Here is a 15,705-nt window from a genome sequence, read left to right on the forward strand (position 1 = left end):
TCATTGATCAAGTTCTCAGTTTTTGAAGAAACAGTTAAATTTTCAAAAATCATGCTATGATTTAATTATCGAAAAGTAATCTTATTTTGGAAAAAACTATGGAAAGTTCGGTAATTGAATTACTTAAACCGGTGACTCTAGAAAAAGAAAACTGCGCCCCTATTAGTTTTGAAGCAGGTACTGTTTTGAAAGTGGTCATGCAGACTCCAACCAGTCTTCTGGTCAGTAATGATGATGATTTTAACTTTACCATTCCTTTAAAAGACGAAAATGAAGTGTGGCGAGAAATCTGAGTATTTTTCTTTCATGCAAATAGACGGGTTGTATCTGAGTTTGGTTTCTTAACTTATATGATACGACCCTGAGCTTCTCTCTACTTTAATTGCTCTTTCATTATTTTTTCAAGAAATTATTTCTTCCCTTTTCTCTCATCATTTACTGCTGTTAAATTGACTCATCCATTTGAGCAAAGAATTCTTTTTAATTGAAACATCATTTAGTTTTGTAACCTATGTAAGATCACTAATGATCTGTTTTCGGTTTTTTGTATCTACTCTGTCCTTGCGATGACACCTTTACATCTCTTCTCTCTGTTTAGCTCAACTTCATCTAATACCTACGCTTCGATTCAAAAAAAAGAATATTCAAGTTATTTTCAGAGTTTAGTCATAGAACTGGCGTTCATTTTTTTCGATTTTTTATCCTCTGATAAAATTTACCGATAAGAATTAAAAAATTAATCTGAGATGCTAAATTAAGAGGCTGTTTAAATTGTATAGCTCTCCAATTTATCCCAAGAAAATTTGATAATACGAAATTTCCCTCTAGACAATTTTAGTACTTTTCCTTTTAAGCCAGCTTAGCCGATTATAAAAATTATTAATTTTCATAAACTTAAGCTAAATATTTTAATTACATATGCCTAATTTATAATTTTTTTTAGATTTTTATATTTAAAAGGATCTCAAAATTAAATCTCCCTATATATTTAAAAAATAAAATATAAATTAATAATAAATACTATATTCTGAAAAATTAATTACAAAATACATATTCAAAAATAACGATTAAATAATAAATCTTATTATCTAAAATCCTGAAAAACAATCAATCCAAGAAAACCTTAAAATATAAAATCCTCATAATTTATTTTAAAATTTATTAACAATTACTGGATTTCTACCAAAATATTTCTAAATCTTACAAAGTAACTGTACTTGTTAAAAGTGTTTCGTTTCTGCACTTAAAGCCAGTCTGTTAAATGAAATATGTTATAAATTTAATCAAAGCAATGACCATTCAGGTAATTCTAACTTTTAAATCAATTTAAATTCAGAGGCTTAGGTAGTATTTATGTCGACTCTAAAAGAAGATCAAGACCTAGAAGATTCACTTGCTACATCTTCTTATATATTACCTCAAGTGATTTTAAATCAGCTCAAACCTATTATTTATTCTCACAAACTTGTTTTATTTCTTGATATTGATGGAACCATTTCTGAATTCCACCCAGATCCAGCAAAAAGTATAATTAAGAGCGGAACCTTAAATACCTTAAAAGAGTTACAACAATATATTCAGCTAATATTAGTGACCGGTCGCTCAATTACACAAGCCCAAAAACTTATTTATCCATTTGACTGGAATATTGCCGGTTCTCACGGTCTGGAATTAAGCTATCAATCGCGTTTAAGCAAGTTAATTGATTTAAATCCTGAACAGTTTGAATTATTAAAAAATTATATTACAGAACATAGTAATAATATTCCTCAGACTCGAATAGAAATTAAAGACTATTCAGTCGCCCTGCATTTTCGTGAACATCCCTATTTAGAGCATCAAGTGCATGCATTTGCCTTGAATTGTCTTACTCATTTTCAGGATTTTGAACTTAAGGCTGGAAAGTTTGTATTCGAACTGGTGCCCAAAGGGGCAAATAAAGGTTCAGCCATCCAGCAAATCATTCAGCAATATCACTTAAGTGATCATTACCCCATTTTTATCGGAGATGACCTGACCGACGAAGCCGGTTTTCAAGTCATCAACACATTCAAAGGCTGCTCTATCAAAGTCGGTACAGGCAACACCGTGGCACAACATCGCCTCGAAAACGTGACTCAAGTACAGGCTTTTCTAGCAGAATTTTTAGAAATACTGAAAGCACAACAACAATTATTATTGGAGAAATTACATGTCGAAACTCATAGTGTTATCAAATCGTGTAAATCTACCTAAGTCAGACAATACACAGGCAGGTGGATTAGCGGTGGCATTGCAGGATGCTTTGCAGGATATAGGCGGTATCTGGGTTGGCTGGAATGGATCCCGAGTTGACCAGACGAAAGAGCAGAAGTTTCAAATCCTGAAGCATCAAAATGTTGAATATCACACGAGTCCATTGACTGAATCCCAATATCAAGGCTTTTATTGTGGTTTTGCCAACAATGCATTGTGGCCGCTGATGCACGACCAGCATCAACTTGTAGATTATCAGCCGCAGGATTTTAAGATCTATCAGGATGTCAATTTGCGTTTTGCCAAGCACCTGAAACAGGTGGCATCTCCATATGACATTATCTGGATCCATGATTATCATTTTTTAAGCGTGGCGCATTATTGCCGTAAACTGGGCATGCGTAACCGTATTGGCTTTTTCCTGCATATCCCCTTTCCTGAACTAAGGCTCTGGCAGACTTTACCCGCCCATCGCGATCTGGCACATCATTTGGCCAACTACGATGTACTGGGTTTGCAGACCTCTCGCGATCAGGAAAACTGTTTAAATTTCCTTGAACAGACCTTAAAAGTGCAGCATCGTCACAATGAAATCCTGAATTATCAATCTCGAAAGATTCATGTGAAATGCTATCCGATTGGTGTGCATCCTGTGCAACTACAGAATCAGGCCTCAGATACCCATCTGGAAAAGCTTCCCTTTGATCTGGATACAGTGCAGCCTTATAAAACCATCATTTCAGTTGACCGGATTGATTATAGTAAAGGCTTATTGGAAAAAATCGGATCGTTGCAGAGCTTGTTAGAAGATCAACCGGAGTTTAAAAATCAATTCCAGCAATTACAAATTGCCTGTCCATGCCGACTGGATGTAAAGACCTATAAGAACCTGTATACGCAATTTAAAGCTGCTGTGCATGAACTCAATAGCCAGCATGGCACAGCGGACTGGTTACCCTTCGATTGCAGCTATGATACTTTGGGCCATGAGGCCTTGATGCAACTGTATCGTAAGGCAGATATTTGCTGGATAAATTCGATCCGGGATGGTATGAATCTGGTCGCCAAGGAATATATTGCTGCACAGGATCCTTTAGATCCGGGTGTCTTGATTCTATCTAAATATGCCGGTGCTGCTGAACAAATGAAAGAAGCCTTACTGGTCGATCCTTATGAGCATGACAGTATGGCCAAAGCCTTGAAGAAAGCGCTACGTATGTCTAAATCAGAACGTTTAGAGCGCTATCGTTATTTAAGCCAAGGCTTGAAAAATTTCGATATTATTCGCTGGCGTGATCAGTTTATCACTGACCTGAAAAACTCACAAAGCTTGCGGATCTATCGTCCCGTGGCTGCAGGAGCTTCAAACCAGTTCAGTGTACATGCCTAAATTTTTAAGTAAAAAAACACCAGCATTAAGCTGGTGTTTCGTTTTGAAGAGGAGCCACAATCTCTTCGCTTTGTTGTACTTCGTTTGGGTCTGCAGTGAGATGATTCAAAATCACAATACTCAATAGACCAATCGCAATGACGCTAAATACTAAGCTCAATCCGATGATTTCACTGCCGAAGCCGACCAATGCCGGTCCAATTAATGAACCTGTATAAGCAAATACCGATACATAAGACAATGCCACATGTGAAGCCAAAGTTTTTTGACGTCCTGCACGGGAAAACATTAACGGTACAATGTTGGCACTACCTAAACCTAAAATCGCATAACCCACCAACACTACTTGCCAGACTGGTGCAAAGACTACGGTTAATAAACCGGTTGCAGCCAAGAGTGCGCTTAACAGAATCGTATTTTTTTCACCAAACTGCTGAATAATCAGGTGTCCACTAAAGCGTCCCAACACCATCAAACCCGCAAAGAAACTATAAGCCAAACCGGTTTGCGCCGCAGGCAGGCTGAACTCAGTAGCAAGATAAATACCACTCCAGTCCATAGCGGCACCTTCTGACAGAAAAGCCACAAAACAGATCAGACCAATGCCTAAAATCGCCCAGGTCGGCGCTGCTTTTTTCACCGACTGTTCTGATGATGTTTCTTCTACCGCCGTTTTTGGCTCAGCACCCAAGCTCAAAGGAACAGCAAATAAGGCAATAAGCAGCAAAATCACACTGACAATCACCGCACCAGTTAAAGGCGCCAAGCCGAATCCCATTAACATGGTCATGCCCAGTACGCCTGCTAGACCACCTAAACTACACACTCCATGAAAACCTGACATTAAACTTTTACCGAGTTTTTTCTCAATCTGTGCAGCCTGAATATTGACAGTCACGCCCAAAGCCCCGGCACTGGCACCAAAGAAAAACAGGCTGATGGCCATCATTAAATGATTCGGACTATAAGCCAGAGCAGGCAGAATGAACAAAAATGCACTGAGAATTACGGCTAAAACAGTACGGCAACCTAAGGCATTGGCCAGTCGGCCGGCCAGTGGCATCGCCAACATTGAACCAATCCCGGCACACAGCAATAACAGGCCAAAATCAGCATGATTTAATAACAGGCGCTGCTGTGCATATGGAATTAAGGGTGCCCAAGCCGCAGTACTAAAGCCTAAGCTAAAGAAGCACAACGCAGTCGCTATTTTCTGCCATAGATATGGTGATGAAGACTGAATTCGAGAAAGCAGTGTTTGATTGAACATTGTATTACCAAAAAAGAAGGCTCAGGCATCCATTACCGATCATCCATAGAAAAACCCCACAGACTTATAGCTAGAATGTATAAGTTTGCGGGGCTGAATTTGCGTGAATTATAAACAGAATAAATTTAAATGGAATAGTTTTTAGACACTAATTTTAAGATTTTTTACAAGTATCTGATTGTATAAAATTTATAGTTTTATGCTTTTATTTGCATAGGCTGATCGGTTCTTTCGCGGCCTGCTTAAGCTCAAGTTTTTGTAGAAAATGTGCAAAACCTGCAGCAATTTTTGAGCTAAGACGACTGCTGGTAGTGACTCTCAGCTGATTCGACCAGACAATCTGCGCGTCAGCTTTTTCTAAACGACGGATGAAATCGACATCTTCATGACAGTCCAGTTGCTGAAACCCATTGACCTGTATATAAGCCGAAGCTTTAAAACACAGGTTTGCGCCATGAACATGCCGATGTCCCATGCTGTCCTGATAATGTCGGAGATAAGCCTGACGGGTTTTGCGGCTTAAATGATCCCATTGATCCAGCTCGACTACACCACAAATCGCATCGGTGGGTTGATGCTGTAACATGACCTGAAACCAGTCGCACTGTACAAAAGAATCCGCATCGGTGCAGCAAATCCAATCACAACCTTGCTCGATCATCTGCTGAATCCCCAAATGGCGTGCCTTACCGACATTTCGGAAGTTGCAACTGATAGCTGGAATGTTCATTTGCTGAACTTTAGCAGCGGTACTATCAGTACAATGGTCCAAGACCACGAGAATCTGGATTTCAGGAAGATTTTTTATTGTTTTAAAGTATTGAAAAAAATAAGTTTGTGCTGATTTTAACGCTAATAGGCAGCGTTCAATATAGGCTTCTTCATTACAGGCCGGAATCACCACACCGATTTTCTTCATCTCAAACCCTCCTGCTCTGCCACAGATTGCGCTGAATTCAGCCAGAGATCTACCAAAAAATCGGAGTCCTGCAAGCTTAAACAATGTTCATAGTTTAAATGCGCTTTGAGATACTGATGGACATCTTCACCATTTAGGCTAAATCCCGAGATTGGCGCGCGCCAATGACAACTCAAGATACATCCGCCCGGTTCCAGTGCAGTATGCAGCCATGTCAGCACCTGTTGCAGAGCAATCGGGTTCAAATAATATAAAATCTCACTGACGACAATGAGCTGAAATTTCTGTTCGGGCAAATCATCTGGCACGATCCGCTGTAACACCTGTACATGCGGATAAGCTTGTAAACGCTGCTGCGCCAAATGGATCGCAGTATTATTGGCATCCAGACACATTAAGCTATTTGTCCGCCGCGCCAGTTCCTGACTAAAGATGCCATTACTGCAACCAATCTCAATCGCGGAGTCAAACTGCAAGTGCGGCAAGATCGCCAGACAAATCTGCCGTTTGCGCTGTTCATACCAACGCTGTTCATATTGCCAGGGATCTCCCTGATTCAGTGCATATAAGGCATCGAAATATTCCTGATCATAGGCTGCTTTACTGTTCATACAGATACACCTCCCAGGGCTGTAAAATACGTTGTAATGCCTGCTCTGACAGAATCGGTGATTGATCTACCGTCGGATCAAGCTCGATCTGGCTCTTAAAACACCGCGCAGCTCGAGACTTATATTGTAATTCTTCCTCAGTTAATTTGAGTTGATGAGCGACGGTCCAGGGAATTCTGGTATCTCCAGGTGTTGCCCAATGCCATGCCCAAATCAAGACCTGAATACAGGGCAAATGAAGTTCAGTGGCCAGCTGCTGTGTGACCTGCCCCGTAATTTCATGATCTGGATGTCCATCATGAACAAATGTGCTAATTAACACATCATTCGGTTGCAGATAAGATTGCAGATGCTGTTGCAACACATCCCGCTGTTCGGCCACCTTGCCATCTTGAATATCTAAAGCGATCCGCAAGATATTCTGTTTTAAAGGTAACGCTTCTAAAGCTGCTCGCGTTTCAGCAGGACGAATCTGGTTCAACTCTTCGGGAGTATATAGACTAGAGCCGGGATGACTGGCTGTCCCATTGGTAACGGCAAAAAGTATGATCTGATAGCCAAGTTTGTCCAGACGCTGAATCAGGCCTCCACAGCCCAAAATTTCATCATCAGGATGAGGGGCAATGATGCAGACTCTGGCATCTAGAGGAATAATCTTAGGAATATCAAATTCCGGCATCTGTTGCAGGATCTGACAGGAACGCCATTCTTCAAGTCTTGTGCCTTCACCATGGATGACACGATCCCCTACAATCTCATGTCTTATAACGTCCATAATTGTTCCTCCTGTGCAGTCAGCTCGCCAATCCGCTCCAAGTCAAATGCAGCATGACTTTGACGAATAAATACCGGAAGATCTGCTGCAAGCCGAGCGAAATGCGGATGCTCACAATACGGCCCAGCACCAAGTGCCTTACCTACATGAGTTAGTACATTTAAGGCAGTCGCTTCCACCTGAGCACGTAGGCTACGAATCTTTAACTCATGTGCGTGTTGCGGTTGCTGATCAATCAATGCAGCAACTTGATAAAATAAGGACTGTGTCGCTAAAAGCTCCCGACTAATTTCACCGAGATACATGGCCTTATAGGCATGCGGTTTTAACAATACTGCCTGTCTTAAATATTCAGCCAAACGCACGGTTGCGCCATACCAGCACGCGGCCACACCTGCGGCGCCATGCCAGAATCCGGGCCGATCCAGATAGGCATTTGGAGCTGCGACTTTTTCCGCCTTAACCTGATCCAGTTCAAGCCGGGCAGTCAAGGTATGCTGCATGCCCACTGCCTGCCAGGCATCCTGATGATGCTGAATGCCTTCTTGTGACAAATCTAGAATCAGTAATTGGGATTGTTGCTGCTCATCACGGTAAGTCAGCAGACCGTGTTGCACCCAGACCGATGCAGAACACCAGGGCTTAATTCCGCTTAGCTTTCCTGCTTGCAATGTTAAAGGTTTGGGACCGCCTTCTGCCGCCCATACTGCCCATAAGCCTTTTTGTTCTACCGGAATATTCAGTTCATGCAGAATAGCTAAAGCATCTAAATGCGATTCATACAGTTTGCCCAGGCTCAAATTGCTTGCCGAAACCTGACTAAGCATCTGCCAGCGTTTTAAGGTCGCTCCGGAAGCGGGATAAGGCACCTGAGCGGAAATCTCTACCAGCTCCATTAAAGTGTGGTGAATTTTTTCTTGTAGCTCCAGAGGAGAAGTTTCAAATCTTTGTAATATTGAACCGAGGTTCATGCATGCGGTTCCTCATAAAATACGGATAATGTTGTTGTGTTTGTAAAGTCAGTTAATGAGAAAGCTTGCGCATTTGTTTTAAACGTGTGGTCAGCCCTAATACCTTACGGCGTGCATTAATCTCTTCTTCATTGAAACAAAGTTGCTGCATCAGTTCAGCTAAAGGCAAATGATTATGTTCAATCAGATAAATATCCTGCTCTCTGCTCCATTTGGCTTGCTGTGCTTGCGCTAACAACTTTTTGACGTCCGGTCTCACCATCTCTTCATCCATTTTAAAACCATGAGGATAGAAGCCGGAGCCTCTATCCTCTAAAACATAAATTGGATCGTTTAGGCAGGAATTGCTTCCGCAATCGCTTCACGCGCCCAGACACGATGGTTCAGGATCAAAGTCTTGAAGCTATCTTGTACTGCTTCAAACTGTCCGTTTGCCAGAGTTCCTTCATCGCTAACCAAGCGCAGATCCTCAATCAGCTTGCCTTTATCGCCCAGGAACACGATTGGTTTTAAATGCTTGTAAGCTTCCAGCAGATAATGAGTCGCCACACCATCTTTCATCACCACATCGTAATTGTCACCGTCAGCAATCACCACAGCATCATAGGCAATGGATGGTTCTGCTTTTTGCATACCATCGGAAGGAATCACCTCGCCTTGCTGACCCAGTACCGGGCCCGGTTTTGGGGTCAGTACATCGACCACAGCCCCTTCTGATTCTGCCCAAGCTTGAACAGCTTTGATACTGGCCTCATTGGCCTTGTCGTGCACCAATAGCGCAATTTTGCGTGCCTTAATATCTTCAGGTTTAAATGCCTCAAAAGATAAACGTGGTGAAACCTGCACCTCTGGCAATTTTGCCGCCTTTTTCTCTGCCGGAATTTCAATACCCAATTGGTCAGCAACCTGCTGTGCCAAGTCCAGATCGATATTGCAGAGCACTTCAAGTACTTCACGTTCACGAATATATTTGCGCTCCACCTTGCTCAGCTCGAAGACATAGGCATCGACAATGTGCTTTTGCTCATGTGGTGCCTGGCTGCGGTAGAAAAGACGGGCCTGACTAAAGTGATCACTGAATGATTCGCTACGCTGACGGATCTTGTGTCCATCAATACGCTCCTGATAGCTTTCAAAACCACCACCTTGTGCTGCGGGCGGAGTTTCAGCCGGCCAGTTATTGTCAATCGAGTTCGGCTCATAACTGGCTTGACCGGTATGCACAATACGCTGATGTAGACCGTCACGCTGGTTATTGTGGAATGGACAAACCGGCTTATTGATTGGAATCTGGTGGAAGTTCGGGCCACCCAAACGGCTGAGCTGAGTATCAGTATAGGAGAACAGACGTGCCTGCAGTAACGGATCATTGGTAAAATCCAGTCCCGGCACAATATGTCCCGGACAGAAGGCCACCTGCTCGGTTTCACCGAAGAAATAATCGACATTACGGTTCAGCACCATTCTGCCAATCGGCGTCACCGGCACCAGTTCTTCCGGAATAATTTTGGTTGGATCCAGTAAGTCGAAGTCGTACTTCATCTCATCTTCTTCTGGAACCACCTGTACACCTAGTTCCCATTCCGGATAGTTACCGGAGGCAATCGCTTCATATAAGTCACGACGATGGAAATCCGGATCTTTACCCGCCAGTTTTTGTGCTTCATCCCAGACCAGTTGGGCGAGACCCTGTTTTGGCGTCCAATGGAATTTCACAAAAACCGCTTTATTCTCGGCATTGATAAAACGGAAAGTATGTACACCAAAGCCTTGAATGGCTCTTAAATTACGCGGAATACCCCGATCCGACATGGCCCACATCACCGCATGTGCAGATTCAGGCACTAAGGAAACAAAATCCCAAAAAGTATCATGTGCAGATGCACCGGTAGGAATCTCGGTCTGTGGTTCAGGCTTGACCGCATGTACAAAATCCGGGAACTTGATCCCATCCTGGATAAAGAATACCGGCGCATCATTCGCTACCAGATCGAAGTTACCTTCATCCGTATAAAACTTGGTGGCAAAACCACGGATATCACGTACCGTATCTGCTGAACCACGTGGTCCCTGTACGGTAGAAAAACGCACAAATACTGGCGTTTGCACACTGGTATTGGTCAGGAAGCCTGCCTTGGTCAGTTTTTCATTCCCCGGATAAGCCTCAAAATAGCCATGTGCGCCGACACCGCGGGCATGCACAATACGTTCTGGAATTCGCTCATGGTCAAAATGGGTAATTTTTTCCCGAAGAATAAAATCTTCGATCAAGGTCGCACCGCGAACGCCTGCCTTGAGACTGTTCTGGTTATCGGAAATTTTAACCCCTTGATTGGTGGTGAGTGCCTGCTCGGTCGCATCACTGCGATATGCGTCGAGCTGTTCACTTTTTTTATTGGTATTTTGTTTGTCTAAACCGTCTTTACCAGTCGCGGGGCTATTGGCCTTAATTTTCATGATGTATTCCTTGCTGAGCTTGAGTTTAGTTCAGATATTTTTGGTCTATCTCAAAGTCGCTTGAGCTTATATATTGCATGGCTTACCGAATCAAAATCATCCCGCAAGTCAATCTGCTACAGCCGATCCTGTATCAGCCTCACATTTCTTCTGAATATGCTGACTCGAAGCATTTTTGCTTTTCTGGGAATATTGTTATTGGTTTCGCCTGTGTCCTAACATAACTGCATTTGAGAAAGAGATTTATTATTGTTTGTAGTGCCTTGTTTAATTAAGGCAGCATTGTGTTACTTTTTATAAATTTCGGGTTTATTAATGATTCATATTTTCATCTAAGTTATTTATTTAAAATAAAATATTAAAATTTCGCAGAGATATTTCAAAATAAATATTCAGTGTGGTGATATGTGATCTTGCTCATAAATAGACGTCATAACCTAACACGATGTTTCAATCCTGAAATGATTAGGACTTTTTTAGAAGTTCAATTTGCTCTAAGAAATTAATATGCTACCGCTGAAGATGGTCAGAACTTGACAGATTTAAATAGTTACAATCCCGCGCCCTGCTTATACATAATGACTAAACTTCCTGCCTTTATATTGATCTAATATCTATAACTTATAACCACTTAAATCTCTTAGCCTGTTAGATCAAATACAAAGTCATAGAGATCATTTCATCTCTTGGTTCGGGCTTCAGATACATCCGACTTTATTTTAATACACCGTATCGCGTTAAGTTTGAAGGAGTAAGAGCATGGCCTCTTCTAAAAAAGAATCTAAAGCAATGAAAATTGATATCGGGATTTCGCATGATGATCGCGCCAAAATTGTCGATGGTTTATCCAGACTTTTAGCAGACAGTTATACCCTGTATTTGATGACCCATAATTTCCACTGGAATGTCACCGGCCCCCAGTTCAACAGCCTGCACAACATGTTTATGACTCAATATACCGAGCAATGGAATGCGTTGGACATCATTGCTGAACGTATTCGTGCTCTAGGTTTTGCAGCACCCGGCACTTATAAACAGTTTGTAAAACTCACCTCCATTAAAGAAGTCGAAGGTGTGCCTAAAGCCGAAGAAATGATACGTTTACTGGTAGATGCACATGAAACTGTGGCACGTACCGCCAGAAGTATTTTTTCGATCATTGAAGAAGCCAATGATCAGCCGACCGCTGACATTCTCACGCAAAGACTGGAAGTACACGAAAAAACTGCCTGGATGCTGAGAAGCAATCTGGAACAATAAAATCGGATCGAATCTTTGAAATCAGGCTTATTCACAGGATGAAATGGAAACTTGCGGTAGTGCCATTAAAGTTCGGCTTCATCCTGACGTTTATATTAGAGGGATTTATCGGCACTCAATGATTAGATCAAGCTAAAAGTCAGGATCATTAAAATTAAACCATCGAAATTTAAGGATGTAGGCAATCGCATACATCCTTTTTTAACAAACAGATTGTTTACAGATTATTTCAATCTCATATATGGCTATCATTTTTTGAAAGCTATAAATCTGAAATATCTTTTCGATCGCTTCAAAAAATTAGCCCTCCTGGCTCCTTAGAGTACAGCTTAATCTTGAGGAGAATTGCTCGAATCACTTTCAATCCGGCCATCGACCAGATTGATGGTACGATCACAAGTGGCAGACAGGCGCGGATCATGCGTGACTAAAAGTACGGCGCAGTCGCGTTCACGATGCACTTTACGAAACAGTTCAAACATATCAGCCGCGGTCTGGGTATCCAGATTACCTGTCGGTTCATCGGCCAATAATAATGCCGGCTCAGTAATCAAGGCCCGAGCAATGGCCACCCGCTGCTGCTGTCCTCCGGAAAGTTCATTCGGTTTACGTTCAGCAAATTTTTCCAGCCCCACTGCCGCTAGTAAATCACGTGCGCGTTGCATTGCCTGCTGATCCGGTTTGCCATGCGCCATCATTAAAGGCATGAGAATATTATCCAGTGCACTAAATGCCTGAATCAGATGGTGAAACTGAAATACAAACCCGATGCTGTTGCCGCGCAGCGCCGTACGGCCGGTATCATCCATCGCACTGGTAGGTTGTCCCAACAAGTACAGCTCGCCGCTCGTTGGTTTATCCAGCAGTCCCAGAATATTTAATAAGGTACTTTTGCCAGAACCGGAAGGGCCAATGAGTGCAGCAAAGTCGTTGCGATCAATGCGCAGGTCAATGCCATGCAAGACCTCCACTTCATTGGGCTGGCCAATATTATAAGATTTTCGCAGCGCTTCCAGACGCAGAACTTCCTGAGATTGCTCAGACATGACGAATCGCCTCCACCGGATCGAGTGCCGCGGCCCGACGTGATGGCACTGCTGCCGCCAGTACGCCTGTTAATGTGGCCAACAATAGTGCCAATATCACCAGTTCAATCGAAATTGGAATATAGAATAATCCCGGCCCAAAATTATTAAATACCCATACCAGACCATAACTGACTATGCTGCCCAGCACTGAACCGAGCAAGCCAAAGATTGCACCCTGAAACAGAAAAACTCTCAGGATTTGCGATTGGGTTGCACCCGTCGCCCGCAAAATACCAATTTCCCGGGTGCGCTGCACCACACTGACGGACATGACGCTGGCAATCCCGAAAGCCACCGAAATTGCGACAAAGACAATAATCATATTGGTGGACAGGCTTTGTGCAGTAATGGCATTCATCAGTTGGGCATTGGTTTCAATCCAGCTTTCGGCTTTTAATGAGGTCAGGCGTCCGACTTGTGCTGCAACCTGGTCTGCTTCAAAAATATTGGCAATGGTCAGATCAATGACTGTTACTCCGCCTGGCAGGCCGAGTAAGGACTGCGCCTGCTTGAGATCCAGATAAACATAACGCGCATCCAGTTCGCGCACGCCCAGCTCAAAGATACCGGCAATATTCACCAAGGCACTTTTCTGTTGGCCAGTATCGAGTCGCAACTTGCTGCCGACCTGAACACCGAGGTCTTTGGCCAATTGACTGCCAATCAGTACATCATCCGCGCCGACCCGCAACTGGCCACTGATTAAATATTCTTTTAATGGAATGATCTGCTGATAACGTTCTAAATTCATCCCGACCAAGGCCACTGATTCGATCGCATCACCACGTTGTACAAAAGCTGGCCCCGACACCACCGGCGAGACGGAGGTCAGTACAGGCAACTGGTCTAGTGTTTCGGTAATCTGTTGCCAATTGTTAATCGAACGCAGGCGCTGTGCCCGTTTGTCTTCCTGCAATAATTGCACTGTTCCGGCGGGAGGTGACACAATCCGGTTGACTTCATCCGGTGACAGCAGACGAATATGAGCCTGTGTACCTAAGGTTCGTTCAACAATATTGGCTTGCAGCCCCTGAATCAACGCAGTGATAAAGACGATCACCGCTACGCCCACGGCAACCCCGATGGTGATCATGATGGACTGCGCGCGACCCTCGCGCAAAAAACTGACCGCGATTTTCCATTCGATCCAGAGCCGCCCGAATAAATTTTTCAATCGAAGTTCACCGGTAATTCATTTTTACTATTGGCCATATCAGCAGAATTCTGTAATGAACTCTGGTGTGGTTTTAAGCGAACTCTGGTGCCATCCTCCAATGAAGATTCGGCATCTACCAACACCTGATCACCCTCGCTCAGCCCGGATTTCACTTCCGACATGGCCAGGCCACGCAAGCCTAAAGTAATCTGCTGACGCTGTATTTTTCCATCACGTACCATTAAGACCACGGCCTTGTCTCCCTTGATACTGCTTAAAGCATCATTTGGAATAGCCAGTGCCCGTGCTCGTTTGGCCGTTTCGACATTCACCGATACTGTCATGTCCTGACGCAGAAAATCTGGTACGGGATTGACAGTTAACCTGACCTCTACTGTACCGCGCTGTGGGTCAATACTTGGCGCAATAAAATTGATCCGAGCTGGGAAAGACTGATCCGGATAGGCATCGCTAATGACGGTCGCATTTTGCTGCAAGGCGAGTTGCGGTAAATTCCGCTCATCTAGCGGTACCCGGATTTCTGTATTCCCTGTTAACGCAATGGTAAATAAAGTTTGTCCCGGCTGAACCAGATCACCCGGCTCGACATCGCGTGTCAGTACTGTGCCGGCGACCGCAGCCCGAATCTTGGTTTTGGCCAGTTGAGCCTGTGCCACTGCAAGCTGCTCCCGAAGCGACGCTTCTTCGACTTGACCCGCAGCCAATGCGGCTGCTTTTACCCGAGCTGTCTCATAATTATTGCGCGCGACTCTTTCTGCTTCCACAGCCTGTTCGACTTCTTCCCTCGACAGGATACCGGCTTCTGCATTACGTCGACGTGTAGCTTCTCGGCTGGCTTGCTCCAGCTGGGCTTTGGCACTGGCCAGTTCTGCTGCAGCCTGTGGCCGTCGGCTGCTTGCCAATTCGGTCAATGCCAGCTCGGCCTGTCTGACTTGGGCCAGCAATTCATCCGATTTCAATACCACCAGCAGATCACCCGGTTTAACCTGATCGCCTTCCTGCACCAGACGTTGCAGAACCACACCACTAATTTCACTGCCTACCTGGGCACGTGAAACTGTCGCAACACGTCCGGTCGCAACAACATTTTGTACCAGCGGCATGGCACTCAGCGTATAACTAGGCGCCACTGGCCCCTGCCACCAACGAAATAGAGCAAACCCTACTGCCAGTAGCAATACGATAATGAGCAAAATTTTATAGCGGGCAACGCGCAATAAGAATCTCCGGTTGATTCGTCTAATTTAAAATAAGAAAGTCAAAACTGTATTTGTTTTTTTCCTAAGGTTTAATTTACAACAAGTTTCTAATTGGAATTATAGGTATTTTGTTGAGTTTGAAAAGAATGTTGAATTCCTGTCCGCTTTTTTTAGCTAGCCCTGTTTGATATCAGACTAGTCCATCTTTGGCAGATTCAGACGCGGGATCAGGTACCAGAAAAGTAAGCGTCCGCTGAACCCCATGTCTATTTTTAATTCGGTTCAGGTTTCCAGCGGTGTGGCAGTAATTCTTCTATTTGGGTCACTTTATGGGTCGGCAATCTTTTCAGCAC

Annotated in this window: 14 protein-coding genes; 4 read left to right on the forward strand and 10 right to left on the reverse strand. The window is 43.6% G+C overall.

Annotated features, from left to right (window positions below; translation table 11 throughout):
• Positions 1-98: 98 nt before the first annotated feature.
• The 3 genes from WFH18_RS10475 to WFH18_RS10485 all read left to right on the forward strand — a co-directional run bounded on the left by WFH18_RS10475 (position 99) and on the right by WFH18_RS10485 (position 3,625).
• On the forward strand, positions 99-293 hold the full coding sequence (locus WFH18_RS10475; protein ID WP_004646210.1) for a hypothetical protein: 195 nt from the start codon (positions 99-101) through the stop codon (positions 291-293).
• Between the two features lie 1,060 nt (positions 294-1,353).
• Positions 1,354-2,235 (forward strand): trehalose-phosphatase, encoded by an 882-nt coding sequence (gene otsB / locus WFH18_RS10480; RefSeq protein WP_004730399.1) that lies wholly within the window; start codon positions 1,354-1,356, stop codon positions 2,233-2,235.
• A complete protein-coding gene (locus WFH18_RS10485) occupies positions 2,192-3,625 on the forward strand; it encodes a trehalose-6-phosphate synthase (protein ID WP_004730400.1) in 1,434 nt (477 codons plus the stop codon). Before otsB ends, WFH18_RS10485 begins: the two co-directional genes overlap by 44 nt.
• Before the next feature lie 25 nt (positions 3,626-3,650).
• Here WFH18_RS10485 and WFH18_RS10490 read toward each other — a convergent pair whose 3' ends face one another.
• The 7 genes from WFH18_RS10490 to katE form a co-directional block, all read right to left on the reverse strand.
• Entirely contained in the window at positions 3,651-4,895 is a 1,245-nt protein-coding gene (locus WFH18_RS10490) for an MFS transporter (RefSeq protein WP_305158327.1), read from the reverse strand.
• 205 nt (positions 4,896-5,100) lie between these two features.
• Positions 5,101-5,814 (reverse strand): glycosyltransferase, encoded by a 714-nt coding sequence (locus WFH18_RS10495; protein WP_004730403.1) that lies wholly within the window; start codon positions 5,812-5,814, stop codon positions 5,101-5,103.
• Entirely contained in the window at positions 5,811-6,425 is a 615-nt protein-coding gene (locus WFH18_RS10500; RefSeq protein ID WP_004730404.1) for a class I SAM-dependent DNA methyltransferase, read from the reverse strand. The genes WFH18_RS10495 and WFH18_RS10500 overlap by 4 nt, the downstream gene beginning before the upstream one ends.
• The gene (locus tag WFH18_RS10505) at positions 6,415-7,200 is read right to left on the reverse strand and encodes a PIG-L deacetylase family protein (RefSeq protein WP_305158328.1); all 786 of its coding nucleotides are present in this window, start codon (positions 7,198-7,200) and stop codon (positions 6,415-6,417) included. The genes WFH18_RS10500 and WFH18_RS10505 overlap by 11 nt, the downstream gene beginning before the upstream one ends.
• The gene (locus WFH18_RS10510) at positions 7,188-8,171 is read right to left on the reverse strand and encodes a hypothetical protein (protein WP_004279337.1); all 984 of its coding nucleotides are present in this window, start codon (positions 8,169-8,171) and stop codon (positions 7,188-7,190) included. The genes WFH18_RS10505 and WFH18_RS10510 overlap by 13 nt, the downstream gene beginning before the upstream one ends.
• A gap of 52 nt (positions 8,172-8,223) precedes the next feature.
• On the reverse strand, positions 8,224-8,433 hold the full coding sequence (locus tag WFH18_RS10515; RefSeq protein ID WP_004730408.1) for a hypothetical protein: 210 nt from the start codon (positions 8,431-8,433) through the stop codon (positions 8,224-8,226).
• A 71-nt stretch (positions 8,434-8,504) separates the two neighbouring features.
• Positions 8,505-10,628 (reverse strand): catalase HPII, encoded by a 2,124-nt coding sequence (katE, locus tag WFH18_RS10520; RefSeq protein WP_004730411.1) that lies wholly within the window; start codon positions 10,626-10,628, stop codon positions 8,505-8,507.
• Positions 10,629-11,387: 759 nt separating this feature from the next.
• On the opposite strand from katE, the gene WFH18_RS10525 reads away from it, so the two are divergent.
• Positions 11,388-11,888: a Dps family protein gene (locus WFH18_RS10525; protein WP_004646199.1), complete on the forward strand. Its 501-nt coding sequence runs from the start codon at positions 11,388-11,390 to the stop codon at positions 11,886-11,888.
• 329 nt (positions 11,889-12,217) lie between these two features.
• Here the strand turns inward: WFH18_RS10525 and WFH18_RS10530 are convergent, their stop codons facing one another.
• Genes WFH18_RS10530 through WFH18_RS10540 form a run of 3 tightly spaced genes read right to left on the reverse strand, consistent with a single transcriptional unit; the run spans position 12,218 to position 15,370 of the window.
• A complete protein-coding gene (locus WFH18_RS10530; protein WP_138742653.1) occupies positions 12,218-12,934 on the reverse strand; it encodes an ABC transporter ATP-binding protein in 717 nt (238 codons plus the stop codon).
• Positions 12,927-14,150, reverse strand: coding sequence for an ABC transporter permease (locus tag WFH18_RS10535; protein ID WP_305158330.1), 1,224 nt, complete (start codon positions 14,148-14,150; stop codon positions 12,927-12,929). The genes WFH18_RS10530 and WFH18_RS10535 overlap by 8 nt, the downstream gene beginning before the upstream one ends.
• Entirely contained in the window at positions 14,147-15,370 is a 1,224-nt protein-coding gene (locus tag WFH18_RS10540) for an efflux RND transporter periplasmic adaptor subunit (protein WP_336754825.1), read from the reverse strand. The genes WFH18_RS10535 and WFH18_RS10540 overlap by 4 nt, the downstream gene beginning before the upstream one ends.
• Positions 15,371-15,705 lie beyond the last annotated feature (335 nt).

The sequence above is a fragment of the Acinetobacter sp. USHLN143 genome (assembly GCF_037145695.1).
Classification (GTDB): domain Bacteria; phylum Pseudomonadota; class Gammaproteobacteria; order Pseudomonadales; family Moraxellaceae; genus Acinetobacter; species Acinetobacter fasciculus.

Excerpts from the sequence above, each read along its gene's own strand:
- WFH18_RS10475 (WP_004646210.1), top strand. The coding sequence starts at position 99 with ATGGAAAGTTCGGTAATTGAATTACTTAAACCGGTGACTCTAGAAAAA.
- WFH18_RS10485 (WP_004730400.1), top strand. The coding sequence starts at position 2,192 with ATGTCGAAACTCATAGTGTTATCAAATCGTGTAAATCTACCTAAGTCA.
- WFH18_RS10515 (WP_004730408.1), bottom strand. The coding sequence starts at position 8,433 with ATGGTGAGACCGGACGTCAAAAAGTTGTTAGCGCAAGCACAGCAAGCC.
- katE (WP_004730411.1), bottom strand. The coding sequence starts at position 10,628 with ATGAAAATTAAGGCCAATAGCCCCGCGACTGGTAAAGACGGTTTAGAC.
- WFH18_RS10500 (WP_004730404.1), bottom strand. The coding sequence starts at position 6,425 with ATGAACAGTAAAGCAGCCTATGATCAGGAATATTTCGATGCCTTATAT.
- WFH18_RS10530 (WP_138742653.1), bottom strand. The coding sequence starts at position 12,934 with ATGTCTGAGCAATCTCAGGAAGTTCTGCGTCTGGAAGCGCTGCGAAAA.
- otsB (WP_004730399.1), top strand. The coding sequence starts at position 1,354 with ATGTCGACTCTAAAAGAAGATCAAGACCTAGAAGATTCACTTGCTACA.
- WFH18_RS10495 (WP_004730403.1), bottom strand. The coding sequence starts at position 5,814 with ATGAAGAAAATCGGTGTGGTGATTCCGGCCTGTAATGAAGAAGCCTAT.
- WFH18_RS10510 (WP_004279337.1), bottom strand. The coding sequence starts at position 8,171 with ATGAACCTCGGTTCAATATTACAAAGATTTGAAACTTCTCCTCTGGAG.
- WFH18_RS10490 (WP_305158327.1), bottom strand. The coding sequence starts at position 4,895 with ATGTTCAATCAAACACTGCTTTCTCGAATTCAGTCTTCATCACCATAT.
- WFH18_RS10505 (WP_305158328.1), bottom strand. The coding sequence starts at position 7,200 with ATGGACGTTATAAGACATGAGATTGTAGGGGATCGTGTCATCCATGGT.
- WFH18_RS10525 (WP_004646199.1), top strand. The coding sequence starts at position 11,388 with ATGGCCTCTTCTAAAAAAGAATCTAAAGCAATGAAAATTGATATCGGG.